We start from the raw sequence: 12,418 nt of genomic DNA, 5'->3' as shown, positions 1-12,418 counted from the left end.
AAAAAGGATGATAATTATGCTTAAAGATAAGGGATTTAGTATTAAGAATAACTTAGATATAATAGTAGCATTTGGGGTAATTCTTATTGTACTAATGATAATTATACCATTGCCCCCGGAAATACTTGATTTTTTCTTTGCCATTAATATTTCAATATCTATAATTATAATGTTACTTACAATGTTTACTACAAATGTATTGCAATTATCAGTATTTCCAACATTATTACTTGTAACTACTCTATTTAGATTAGCACTAAATGTATCCTCTACTAGACTAATTCTAGGACAAGCAGATGCAGGAAAGATAGTGCAGGCTTTTGGAGAGTTCGTAATTGGTGGTAACTATTTTGTTGGAATAATAATATTTTTAATTATTGTTATTATACAGTTTTTAGTTATAACTAGTGGTGCTGGGAGAGTATCTGAGGTTTCAGCAAGATTCACCTTAGATGCAATGCCAGGAAAACAGATGAGTATAGATGCAGATTTAAATGCAGGAATGATTACAGAAGAAGATGCTAGGAAAAAGAGACTTGACCTTCAAAGGGAAGCAGATTTTTATGGAGCTATGGATGGTGCGTCTAAATTTGTTAAAGGTGATGCCATAGCAGGTATTATAATTACTATAATAAATATTTTAGGTGGTATTGTTATAGGGGCAGTAATGATGGATATGAGTATAGGAGAGTCTGCTGCTAAGTTTACACAACTCACCATAGGAGATGGACTTGTAAGTCAATTGCCTGCACTGTTAATTTCTACAGCTTCAGGTATATTAGTTACTCGTTCAGGAAGTGATGATAACTTTGGAACACAGGTTTCATCACAATTGACAGCATTTCCAGTAGTTATAGCAATTGCATCTCTAGTACTATTTATCCTTGGATTAATTCCAGGGATGCCTATGCTAGTATTCTTTGCTCTATCTGCAGCAGCTGGAACAAGTGCTTACCTAATGTATAAGGATGAAAAGCAACAAGTTAAGCAGAAGATAGAAATAGAAGAAAAGGAAATTGTAGAGAGTGAGAGCAGAGAGCCAGAAAATGTGATGAATTTAATTTCTGTTGAGCCATTAGAGGTAGAAATAGGCTATGGGCTTATTCCTATGGCTGATGAATCCTCAGGAGGAGATTTGTTGCAGAGAATCTCATCAGTGAGAAGACAATGTGCTATAGAGATGGGAATTGTGGTTCAGCCTATTAGAATTAGAGACAATCTACAAATTAAAAATAATGAATATGTAATAAAGATAAGAGGAACAGTGATAGCTAGAGCGGAGATAATGCCAAGCATGTTTCTATGTATGAATCCTTCTGGAGAAGATATAAATATGCAGGGAATAAAGACAATAGAGCCTACCTTTGGAATAGATGCTCTATGGATAAATAAGGATCAAAGAGAAGATGCAGAGATAAAGGGACTTACTGTGGTAGATCCAACTACAGTTATGGTTACTCATCTTACAGAAACTATTAAAGCTCATTCTTATGAACTTCTTGGGCGTCAAGAAACTAAAGTTATTTTAGATTCTGTAAAGGAAAAGTATCCTACTGTGGTAGAGGAACTTGTACCAGACCTTATGACCATAGGAGAAATTCAAAAGATTTTACAAGGACTTTTAAAAGAGAAGGTATCTATAAAAGACATGGTAACTATATTAGAATGTCTTGCTGATAATTCACGAAATACTAAGGATATTGAAATGTTAACGGAATATGTAAGATTTTCACTAAGCAGAACTATTTGTAATGATTTAGTGGATGAAGAACATAGAATTACAGCAGTAACCATATCTCCAGATATAGAAAAGCTGATAGGAAGTAATATTCAAAAATCTATGCAGGGTTCTTTCCCAGCCATAAATCCAGATATTACAACAGAAATATTTAATAGTATCAAGGTAATGTTAGAAAGCACCCACTTCCCAACTAATATACCTATAATTCTAGTTTCTCCAAGAATTAGACCAGCATTTAGAAAGCTTATAGAAATGGTATTTCCAAGTATTGTAGTGTTGTCTTTAAATGAAATACCTAATGATGTAGAGATAAGGACCGAAGGAGTTGTATCTATCTAATGATTATAAAGAAATATGTAGCTTCTACCATGAAGGAAGCATTAAGTAAGATAGGTAAGGAATTAGGCAAAGATGCTGTAATTATAAGTCAGAGAGCTATAAGAAAGCCTGGTATTAAAGGGTTATTTTCTCCTAAAGTAGTGGAGATAACCGCAGCTGTTGAATCTAAATCTAATGATTTAAGTTGGAATGATAAAGAAATAAATAGTAATAGTATTTTACCAGTAGATATAGTAAACAATGATGAATTGGAGCTAAGACAAGAAGTTGAAACGATGAAGAGTCTTATAAATTCCTATTTTTCTACTCAAAGCAATAATTCTATAAATGAGGAAATGGAATTAGAAGAATTAGATAACAATAACAAAGAAGAAAATCAATTAGAACAAGAAAAGGCTAATAATAGTGAAATTTATTTTAAAGAAGCTAAGGAAATACTTAGAGAATTAGATATATCTAAAGATATAGTTGAAGAATTAACAGAAACTATAAAAATAAATAAACAAGTGTCTTCCATTGATGAAATCATGAATGGAATTAAAGAGGAACTTAGCGCTACTATAAAAATAGATTCTAGTGAAATAAATGGAACCATAGCTTTAGTGGGTCCTACAGGAGTAGGAAAAACTACAACTATAGCAAAGCTAGCAGGGGAGCTAGCTCTTGTAAAAAAGAAAAAGGTAGGTTTAATTACTGTAGATACCTATAGAATAGGAGCAGTAGAACAGTTAAAAACCTATGCAGATATTATGAATATTGATTTCAAGGTGGTATTTTCATTAACTGAGATGGAAGAGGCTATAAACTCAATGAAAGACTGTGATGTGATTTTATTAGATACTACTGGTAGGAGTAGTAAAAATACTATGCAAGTATTAGAATTAAAGGCTTTTCTAGATAGGGCTAAAGTCGATAATGCTTATTTAGTAGTCAGTGCTACTACTAAGAGTGGTGACATGGACATCATTGCTAATGGATTTTCTAATATAAAATACAAGGGACTAATACTAACTAAGTTAGATGAGACTTCAACTTATGGTTCCATACTAAATATATGTAGAAGGACTGAGGTTCCTATTAAATTTATCACTGTAGGACAGAATGTACCAGATGATATAAAGATACCATTGGAGGATGAGATAATAAAATTGGTGTTAGGGGAAAATAGTATATGTTAGACCAGGCTTCAAGATTAAGACAGATGGTATTTGAAAAGCAAGGTGCTATGGAAGAAAGCAATAATAGTACTAAAATTTTTACCATAACTTCCGGTAAGGGAGGGGTAGGTAAGAGTAACATGGTAATTAATTTAGCAATTTCTCTTAAAAAACTAGGAAGAAAAGTCTTAGTACTAGATGCAGATTTAGGTATGGGCAATGTAGATGTTTTAATAGGGACTATACCTAGATATACTATTTTTGATATAATATTAAATAATAAATCCGTTAATGAGGTAGTAATAAATGGACCTTTAGGTATAAAAATTTTATGTGGAGGTACAGGACTTTCTAGATTAGATGACTTAAATATGTGGCAAAGAGAAGTTTTACTTAATAAGTTAGGCGAAATAAAAGATTTTGACTATATATTAATTGATACAGGAGCAGGCATAAATAGAACCGTTATGGCTTTTATCGAATGTAGTCATGAAGTTTTTATTGTTACTACTCCGGAACCAACAGCATTAACGGACGCATACAGCTTATTAAAAACCATATGTAATCATAATGTGAAAAATAGAGCGAAAATTATTGTTAATAAGGTTTTAACTAAAGAAGAAGGAAATAATACTTTTAATAGACTTAATAGTTCAGCAAATAGATTTCTAGGAGTTAATTTAGTGCATTTAGGAAACATCGCTGAAGATAAAAAATTAGTGCAAGCTGTAAGAATGCAAAGGCCTGTGGTATTGTCTTTCCCTAAAAGTGAAGTAAGTGAAAACATTGAGGCTATTGCAAAGCAGTTAGAAGGTATATCTTATAATAAGGGCAATAGCATCCAGGGTATATTTAAAAAAATGCTTAATATTTTTTCATAGGAGGAGAGTATGAAAGCTAATAATATTATGGAAATCAATAATAAAATAGAGATTTATACAAAAAATCGAGAATTAGCAAAATCAAAAATTCAAGATATTGATGAAGAAGGTATATATATAGCTATAGCTACACCTATACTAAATGGCATAAGTTATCCTTTAAGTACTGGAGACACAGTTAAGTGTAATTATAATGATGGAAAAGGTAATATATATAATTTTCAGGCTAAGGTGAAAGGAAGAAAATTTGATAAAATAGCCTTGATTACATTGGAAAGAGAAAGTAAATTGCAGAAGGTACAAAGAAGAGACTATGTAAGATTGCCCTTTATAAATATGATGAGATATTCACCAATAGATAAATATAATGAAAGTATCCTTAGGGATATTGAAAACTGTAATTATAGGGAAGGACAAACTTTAGATTTAAGTGGTGGTGGTATTAGAATAAAGATAAAGGAAAGTCTTAATTTAGGACAACTAGTCATGTTGAATACTAAGATTAATAACGAAGATATATTAGCCTTAGGTAAAATCGTTAGAGATGAAACACAAAATAAAGATGAATATGTATATGGAGTAAAATTTCAATTTATTGATGATAAGGTAAGGGAAAACATAATACAGTTTATTTTTAAGAATATGAGAAAGTTAATGAAAACGAAGTAGGAGGGAAATGATGTGTCTGTAGCTTGTGATGTAGATGTTAGAGAAGAGATAATTAAAAAAAATATACCTCTTGTAAAGTATATTGCTTCCAAGATTATCGTAGGGAAAAATAAATATGTTGAATATGAAGACTTAATAAGTTATGGAATGATTGGGCTTATGGATGCTATAAATAAGTACGATGACACTAAGGGTATGAAATTTTCCACCTATGCTGCCATAAGAATAAATGGAAGTATTATAGATGAAATACGAAAAAATAGTCCTATATCGAAAAGAGCTATCGATAAGCTTAATAGATACAATAAGGTAGTGGAAGAATTACAAAATAAGCTTTACAGAGAACCAAAAGATATTGAAGTAGCTGAAAGGATGGAAATAAGTTTAAAGGAGCTTACAGATATACAAGGTTATGTAAACTATATTTCAATGATGTCCTTAGAAACTATTTTATTTGGTGATGATGAGGAAATGTCTTTAATCAATTCTATAGAGGATACTAAAAGTCCCTCTCCACAAAAGTCTTTGGAAGAAAAAGAAATGCTAGAGTACTTGAGGAGAGGCCTGGATAATCTAAAGGAAAGAGATAGACTTATACTAAATCTATACTACTTTGAAAAACTTACTTTAAAACAAGTAGGAGCAGTGTTAGAGGTATCAGAATCAAGAGTTTGTCAACTTCATAGTAGAGCTATTTTAAATTTAAGAAAAGAAATTGAGAAACTCCAATATGATATTAGATCGTAGAAGATAGGTGAGAATATGTATATTTTATTAATTATTATTGGAGTGGCTTTAATTGCTACAAATATAAGGACTATAATGAGAGAAGAAAATAACTTTAGTAAAGCTATGATAGATGCAGAATCTAATATAGATGAAGTAGATATGAGACTTATTGAAATAAGAAGTGATTTTGCTAAAACAATTACAGAATTACAAAGAGAAATAAATGATTTAAAAAAAGTAAATCATACTGAATTTATTAAAAATGAATTATTAGAAAAAAGGGATGATTCAGATAAAAATATTAGTAACGATGAGTACATAAATACCTTGGTAGATAAGATTGATTCCTTAGATAATAATATTATTCTTGAAGGAAAAAATATGGATGAGTTAATAAATGATTTAAAAGAAGAAGAAAAAGACAGTAATCCTAAAAAAGATATAAAAGGTAATAGCTTAAAAGTGGAAGAAGTAAAAGCCTTATTAGCTGAAGGCTTAAGTGAAGAAGGTGTAGCACAACAGCTGAATATAGGAAAGGGTGAGGTCTTATTAATAAAGGAATTATATTTAAAATAAAAAGGTGTATGAGAGCTTTAGGTGATAGAAAAATTTTATTTGGTATAGGCATTGGCATAATACTAGGAATATTTTTTACTATACCTGCAAAAATAGATTATAAACTTAGCGATGGTGAAATTGAAATAAGAGCAAAAAAGTTAGGAATGACCTATCCAGACCAGATTAAAATTGATATAAAGGCGGGTGCAAACAATGATTAGAGGATTGTATACAGTAGCTTCAGGAATAATTACCAGTGAAAAAAATCAAAGTGCTATTATGAATAACATAGCAAATATAAACACCACAGGATATAAATCGCAGATATTGTCCATGAAGAGTTTTGATGAGGTATATATTTCTAACAAAGATGGAAAAAACAATGAAAGAGTAACCATTGGAGCTATGAGTAATGGAGTAGAAATAAATGATCGAACCACTAATTTCTCACAAGGAACTATAAAGGATACAGGAGTAACAACTGATTTTGCTCTTCAGGGAGAAGGATTTTTTGTAGTTCAAAGACAAACCGCTAATGGAGCTACAAATTATTATACAAGAGATGGTCATTTTGCTGTAGACACTTCAGGATATTTAGTGACATCTAATGGAGATAGGGTACTTAGTAGGAGTGGAAATGGACTAGCACCTATATATATAGGTGAAGGAAGTATTTCTGCAGACAATATTGGGAATATATCTGTGGATGGACGAGAAGTTGGCAGATTAGCTGTAGTTGATTTTCCAAAGGATAACCAAGGTAAATATGAAAATCTTAATGAATTTACATATAACCTTTATGAAGGAGTTAATCCTACCTTTGTTAATAATCCTTATGTGGTTAATAAATCGCTTGAAGGATCTAATGTTAGCGTAGTTCAAGAAACTAGTAACATGATGACTGTTATGAGAAACTTTGAAAGTAATGCAACTATTTTAAAGGTTTTAGATTCTACCTTGGACAAGGCTGTCAATGAAATAGGTAAAGCTAGATAGAATTAATAGAGAAAGAAAAATTTGAGGAGTGAGTTTATGTACGGTATGTTTTACACCAATAGAAGTGCAATGGAGGCACAACAGAATAAATTAGACTTAGTATCAAATAATATAGCAAATTCCGGTACTATTGGATATAAAAAAGTGACATCTACATTCCAAGACCTTTATACCAGTTCATTAGAGAGACTAGGAGTACCATGGTCTAAGAATGCAAATACTGAACTTTATGTTGGTACAGGAGTGAAATCTACTAATGAAGTTAGAATAAAAACTCAAGGAAGCTTAACTAATACAAAGATATCTACAGATTTAGCTATAGATGGAGAAGGATTCTTTAAAGTATATAAACAAGATGGAAGTGTAGCTTACACTAGAAATGGAAACTTCAAAGTGGATGCTTCAGGAATTTTAGTAGATAATAATGGATATAGATTATCTATAACTGATGCTAATGGTAATGAGATAAATGTGCCAGGGGGCCAAATTAACTTTGCTAAAGATAAGTTTTCTATAGATGCAAATGGAGCTTTATCCTTAGATAATGATGGAAGCTCTATAAAAGTTGGAGATATTAAAACCTATAAGACCATAGGTGATACAGATTTTATTTCTGCAGGACAAAGCTTATTTGTTCCAATAGAAGGAGCTATTGTAATGGAGACTACGGATAGAGATATTTATCAAGGGTTTACGGAAAGATCTAATGTAGATATGGCTACTGAGATGACTGATATGATTGTAGCCCAAAGAGCTTTTCAATTAAGCTCGTCTGCATTAAAAACTGCAGATGATATGTGGGGAATGATAAACAATTTAAGATAGCAATGGAATAGAAAAGAATGAAAGACATAGTTTTTCATTCTTTTTTTATGTACTAAAACATATAATATAATATTAACAAAGGATAAACTTTAAATAGGAGGGGTGATATTATGGGGTAGGATATTTATTTGGATGTTTGCTAAGTATATTATTTTGGAAGTTTGATAGACATAGGTTAGCAATAGAAGTCAATGAGAAATTTAGTTCTAAAATAAGAAGCAAAGTAGTTTTACAATGGGTATATTTTATACTTATATCTACCATGGGGGTAATGATAAGTCTTATATCTAATAGGGAAATTATTAATGCTATTGTAGCTTTCTTTGTTATAGAGATAAGCAATAGTGAAAGAAAAACAGTAATTAAAAAGTCCACTGAAAAAAAGGAGTTTTACAATACTTTATCCTTAATTAGCAAATCATTGATTTGTGGTTTTTTGGCACCCTTAATTTATATTATAATCATAGGTAATGGAGGAGGAGTAATATATACATTAATATATTATATGAGTGACGATGAGAGTCTAAAGTTTATTAATGGTATATTAAATGTGTTAAATATTATTCCAACTTTAATAGGTGGAATATTCTTATATATTGTCTATATTATTAGAAATAAAACCTTTAAAATTAATTTCAAGGGGGATTTTTTTAAAAATCTATTTACTAATCCACTCTTAAACATTTATATTTTTGCTGCATACATTGAATCAGTTAATTTTTACTACATAGAAGATAAGGGGGTACATTATCTAAAAAGTTATGGAGTGTATCAAGGAAAGATTGATGATTTATGTGTTAAGGATTTTTTAACTGTTATATATGGAGTATGTTTTATTTTCTTTGTTATATTTTGGATTTATATTATTAATAAGGGTTCATTTCTTAAATTAGTAGTACAGTAAATAAAAGGAGACTGTCTTTAAGGACAGTCTCCTTTGGAGTTAAAGAATTACTTAATTTGGTTTATAACCTCTGTAAGAGGTGGGATAACTTGTTTCTTTCTAGAAACTATCTGGTCAATATATGCTGTTCCGTTATTTAACTTAATGTTAAAGGCTCTTGAGAATACTTCTTTGTGTTCACCACACACGATGAATAAAGAAGAACTTTTAAATATGTCAGTAACCATAAGAATAATTAAGTCAAACTTTCCTTGATTTGCTTTTTCATTCATTACAGTTTTTAAATCATTAATTAGTGGAGTAAATCCATCCATATAAGTAGTTGTTATTTGTCCAACACCTACTTTAAAATTACCCATATTAAAGATTTTGAAATCTTGGTATAAAAGTTCCTTTGAGCTTTTTCCTTCTAATGAAGTTCCCGCTTTAAACATCTCTTGGGCAAATTTTTCTATATCTATACTTGCAATTTCAGCTAATCTCTTTAGGATAATTTCGTCTACAATAGTTGCTGTCGGAGATTTTAATAGTAGAGTATCGGAAATAATAGCGCCACATAATAATCCAGCTACTTTCTTAGATGGTCTAATTCCATTTTCAAAGAATATATTAGCAACTATGGTAGAAGTACTTCCTACGGGCTCATTTCTAAAGTATATTGGTTGACCTGTTTGAATATCTCCTATTCTATGGTGGTCGATAATTTCTAAAATGTCTGCATCTTCAAGACCGTCTACAGACTGAGTCTTTTCGTTATGATCCACTAAAATTACTTTCTTTCTTTGTTGGGTTATTAAATGATATCTAGAAATGCTTCCAACCACTGAACCATCTTCATCTAAAACTGGATAACTTCTATACCTAGTTTCTAGCATAATATCTTTAATCTCCTCAATGAAGTCACTAGTAGAGAAGGTAATTAAATTATTTTTAGTCATTACGTATTCTATAGGAATACTTTGAGGTATTAGTCTGGCAGCAGTAAAAGAGTCGTAAGGAGTAGTGATTATAGTGCAGCCTTTTTCTTTAGCTAAGTCAATAATTTTTTCAGAGGGAGTTGTATTATTAGTGATTATCATTAATCTAGCATTACAATCTAATACAAATTCTTGAACTAACTCACGGTCTCCACAGATACAAATATCTTCCGCTTCTATTAAATTTCTATCATTTGGTTCCATCATAGAAACTACAACTTTACCCTTAAGTTCTAAGTTTTCATCTGATAAGTAAACAATTTTAGCGGATAGAGTTTCTAAAATGTTACTTAGACTTGTTTTACTTTTAGCTAAAACGTAATTATCCCAAATATCTAGATAACTAGCAGCCAGATTTGATACAGATACAATTCCAGCTAATTTTTCATTAGGATGTATAACTGGGAGAGTTTTAATATTTTTTTGCTTCATTATAGACCAAGCCATTTTTAAGGATATGTCTGAAGCAATAGGAGCTACAGTATCTATTTTTAAATCTATAATTTGAGGTTTTACAGTTTGAACAAGCTGTGGTGGCTGAACTCCAAAGTAATCTAGGATAAATTGAGTTTCTCTACTAATTTCCCCTAGTCTAATTGGAATAGCATTGATTCGTTGAGTTTTGTTTTTAAACTCTGAATAAGCAATGGCTGCACAAATAGAATCAGAGTCAGGGTTTCTATGACCTGTTATGTATACTTTATTTACCATGAATAACCTTCCTTTATAATATCTATTCTTATTTATAATTAGTATTTTAAAGGTTTATTTACCTTATGTAAAGTTAAAGTTTTCATATACTGGTAGGATGGTACATATATTTTAATGATAGATTATTTCTAACTATAAATAAAAAAATTGTAAGGGGGAAAAAATGTGAGTGCTAAAGAATATAGAGGGCTATCTACCAATGAAATAGAAGATAGGCTGAAAGAATACGGATTAAATGAGTTACAGAGTAAGAAAAAAGTGTCACCTATAAAAATATTCTTGTCACAATTTAATGATTTGATTATTTGGATACTAATGGTGGCAACTGTTATATCAGGTTTTATGGGGGATAAAGCAGACGCTATAACTATTCTAATAATTATAGTAATGAATGGAGTTTTAGGTTTTGTACAAGAATATAAAACTGAAAAATCCTTAGAACAGTTAAAAAAATTATCCTCACCTACTGCTAAGGTAATAAGGAATGGAAAAATTGAAGTTATTAATTCCATATATCTAGTACCAGGAGATTTGGTTATATTAGAAAGTGGGGATAGGATACCTGCTGATAGTATTTTAGTTGAAGGAAATAATCTTATGATGGATGAATCTCTTCTAACTGGTGAATCCGTAGGAGTGCACAAGAATCCAGAGGATAGTGATAATAATATATATATGGGAACTATTGTATTAACAGGTAGGGGAAAAGCAAAGGTATATGGAACTGGAATGAATACAGAAATGGGTAGAATAGCTCATATGCTTCACTCTATAGAAGATGAACCATCCCCACTAAAGGAAAGATTAAATTCACTTGGAAAGGTACTTGTAGTTCTTTGCTTAACTATATGTGCTGTGGTAACCTTTTTAGGTATTTATAGAGGTGAAAATGTCTATGACATGTTTTTATCTGGCGTTAGTTTAGCTGTTGCTGCAATTCCAGAAGGGTTATCAGCTATAGTAACTGTTGCCCTTGCATTAGGAGTATCAAGAATGCTTAAAAGAAATGCCCTAGTAAGAAAGTTACCAGCGGTAGAAACTCTAGGATGTACATCTGTAATATGTAGTGATAAAACAGGAACTTTAACAGAAAATAGAATGACAGTAACAGCACTTCTTCATAATGGAAAAATTCATGATATTGATGAAGATAAAAGTTTTGACCATGATATTTTAAAAAAGATATTTGTATATTGTAATGATTGTAACTATAATTATTCTTCTAATTCCATGGAAAAGGCTTTAATGGGAGATCCAACAGAGACTGCTTTAATAAAAGGCTTCTTTAAAAAGGTTTCTGAAATAGAAGGATTTAATAGTAAAGTAGAGAGGATTTTTGATATCCCCTTTGATTCTACAAGAAAAATGATGACAGTAATTGTAAAGGACGTAACTACTAAGAAGGATGTATGTTATGTTAAAGGAGCTCCAGAGCGAGTACTTGATAGATGTTCACATATATTAGTAAATGGAAGGGCAGAGCCATTAACTATTCCTTATAGAAGAAGTGTAGAAAAGCTTATTGATGATATGTCCTTTAGAGCTCTCAGATGCATTGCAGGTGCATATAAAGAGAATAACTTAATTAAAGGAGACAAGGTGGAAAATGGTTTAATTTTTGTAGGGGTGGCTGGAATTATAGACCCACCAAGAAAAGAAGTAAAGGATGCAGTTTTAAAATGCAGGGTTGCAGGAATAAGACCAGTTATGATTACAGGTGATCATAAAAATACAGCCTTTGCTATAGGAAAAGATCTAAATATATGTAATGAAAGCAAGGAAGTAATTACAGGAGCTGAACTTGATAGAATAAATGATAAAGAACTTGAAAAGTCCATAGATGATTATAGAATATTTGCGAGAGTTAGCCCTAAACATAAATTAAGAATAGTAAAGGCTTTTAAAAGTAGGGGTAATATTGTAGCTATGAC

At 30.9% G+C, this 12,418-nt stretch carries 12 protein-coding genes; 11 read left to right on the top strand and 1 reads right to left on the bottom strand.

Annotated elements, in window-relative coordinates; all coding sequences use genetic code 11:
• Positions 1-16 precede the first annotated feature (16 nt).
• The 10 genes from flhA to B3630_RS02385 all read left to right on the top strand — a co-directional run bounded on the left by flhA (position 17) and on the right by B3630_RS02385 (position 8,799).
• Positions 17-2,080, top strand: a complete 2,064-nt coding sequence (gene flhA, locus B3630_RS02430; RefSeq protein ID WP_346895228.1) for a flagellar biosynthesis protein FlhA — start codon at positions 17-19, stop codon at positions 2,078-2,080.
• The gene (flhF, locus tag B3630_RS02425) at positions 2,080-3,258 is read left to right on the top strand and encodes a flagellar biosynthesis protein FlhF (protein ID WP_346895226.1); all 1,179 of its coding nucleotides are present in this window, start codon (positions 2,080-2,082) and stop codon (positions 3,256-3,258) included. The genes flhA and flhF overlap by 1 nt, the downstream gene beginning before the upstream one ends.
• Entirely contained in the window at positions 3,252-4,118 is an 867-nt protein-coding gene (locus B3630_RS02420; RefSeq protein WP_346895224.1) for a MinD/ParA family protein, read from the top strand. The genes flhF and B3630_RS02420 overlap by 7 nt, the downstream gene beginning before the upstream one ends.
• Positions 4,119-4,127: 9 nt before the next feature.
• The gene (locus tag B3630_RS02415; RefSeq protein ID WP_346895222.1) at positions 4,128-4,787 is read left to right on the top strand and encodes a flagellar brake protein; all 660 of its coding nucleotides are present in this window, start codon (positions 4,128-4,130) and stop codon (positions 4,785-4,787) included.
• Positions 4,788-4,799: 12 nt separating this feature from the next.
• Positions 4,800-5,534 carry a FliA/WhiG family RNA polymerase sigma factor gene (locus B3630_RS02410; RefSeq protein ID WP_346869934.1) on the top strand — a complete coding sequence of 245 codons (735 nt, stop codon included), beginning with the start codon at positions 4,800-4,802 and terminating at the stop codon, positions 5,532-5,534.
• A 15-nt stretch (positions 5,535-5,549) separates the two neighbouring features.
• On the top strand, positions 5,550-6,092 hold the full coding sequence (locus tag B3630_RS02405; protein WP_346895220.1) for a hypothetical protein: 543 nt from the start codon (positions 5,550-5,552) through the stop codon (positions 6,090-6,092).
• Between the two features lie 8 nt (positions 6,093-6,100).
• Entirely contained in the window at positions 6,101-6,295 is a 195-nt protein-coding gene (locus tag B3630_RS02400; RefSeq protein WP_346895218.1) for a hypothetical protein, read from the top strand.
• Entirely contained in the window at positions 6,288-7,070 is a 783-nt protein-coding gene (locus tag B3630_RS02395; protein ID WP_346895216.1) for a flagellar hook-basal body complex protein, read from the top strand. The genes B3630_RS02400 and B3630_RS02395 overlap by 8 nt, the downstream gene beginning before the upstream one ends.
• A gap of 36 nt (positions 7,071-7,106) precedes the next feature.
• Complete coding sequence (locus tag B3630_RS02390; RefSeq protein ID WP_346895214.1) at positions 7,107-7,895, top strand: flagellar hook-basal body complex protein; 789 nt, start codon at positions 7,107-7,109, stop codon at positions 7,893-7,895.
• Positions 7,896-8,031: 136 nt separating this feature from the next.
• Positions 8,032-8,799 (top strand): hypothetical protein, encoded by a 768-nt coding sequence (locus tag B3630_RS02385; protein ID WP_346895212.1) that lies wholly within the window; start codon positions 8,032-8,034, stop codon positions 8,797-8,799.
• 47 nt (positions 8,800-8,846) lie between these two features.
• On the opposite strand, the gene B3630_RS02380 is transcribed toward B3630_RS02385, so the two are convergent.
• The gene (locus tag B3630_RS02380) at positions 8,847-10,487 is read right to left on the bottom strand and encodes a putative manganese-dependent inorganic diphosphatase (protein ID WP_346895210.1); all 1,641 of its coding nucleotides are present in this window, start codon (positions 10,485-10,487) and stop codon (positions 8,847-8,849) included.
• Positions 10,488-10,652: 165 nt separating this feature from the next.
• On the opposite strand from B3630_RS02380, the gene B3630_RS02375 reads away from it, so the two are divergent.
• A partial coding sequence (locus tag B3630_RS02375; RefSeq protein WP_346895208.1) for an HAD-IC family P-type ATPase occupies positions 10,653-12,418 on the top strand: 1,766 nt, incomplete at its 3' end.

This window comes from Clostridium sp. UBA7503 (assembly GCF_002477055.1).
Lineage (GTDB): Bacteria > Bacillota > Clostridia > Clostridiales > Clostridiaceae > Clostridium_J > Clostridium_J sulfidigenes.
This window is presented reverse-complemented; position numbering and strand designations above follow the sequence as displayed.

Excerpts from the sequence above, each read along its gene's own strand:
- B3630_RS02420 (WP_346895224.1), top strand. The coding sequence starts at position 3,252 with ATGTTAGACCAGGCTTCAAGATTAAGACAGATGGTATTTGAAAAGCAA.
- B3630_RS02395 (WP_346895216.1), top strand. The coding sequence starts at position 6,288 with ATGATTAGAGGATTGTATACAGTAGCTTCAGGAATAATTACCAGTGAA.
- flhF (WP_346895226.1), top strand. The coding sequence starts at position 2,080 with ATGATTATAAAGAAATATGTAGCTTCTACCATGAAGGAAGCATTAAGT.
- B3630_RS02415 (WP_346895222.1), top strand. The coding sequence starts at position 4,128 with ATGAAAGCTAATAATATTATGGAAATCAATAATAAAATAGAGATTTAT.
- B3630_RS02380 (WP_346895210.1), bottom strand. The coding sequence starts at position 10,487 with ATGGTAAATAAAGTATACATAACAGGTCATAGAAACCCTGACTCTGAT.
- B3630_RS02405 (WP_346895220.1), top strand. The coding sequence starts at position 5,550 with ATGTATATTTTATTAATTATTATTGGAGTGGCTTTAATTGCTACAAAT.
- B3630_RS02400 (WP_346895218.1), top strand. The coding sequence starts at position 6,101 with ATGAGAGCTTTAGGTGATAGAAAAATTTTATTTGGTATAGGCATTGGC.
- B3630_RS02390 (WP_346895214.1), top strand. The coding sequence starts at position 7,107 with ATGTACGGTATGTTTTACACCAATAGAAGTGCAATGGAGGCACAACAG.
- flhA (WP_346895228.1), top strand. The coding sequence starts at position 17 with ATGCTTAAAGATAAGGGATTTAGTATTAAGAATAACTTAGATATAATA.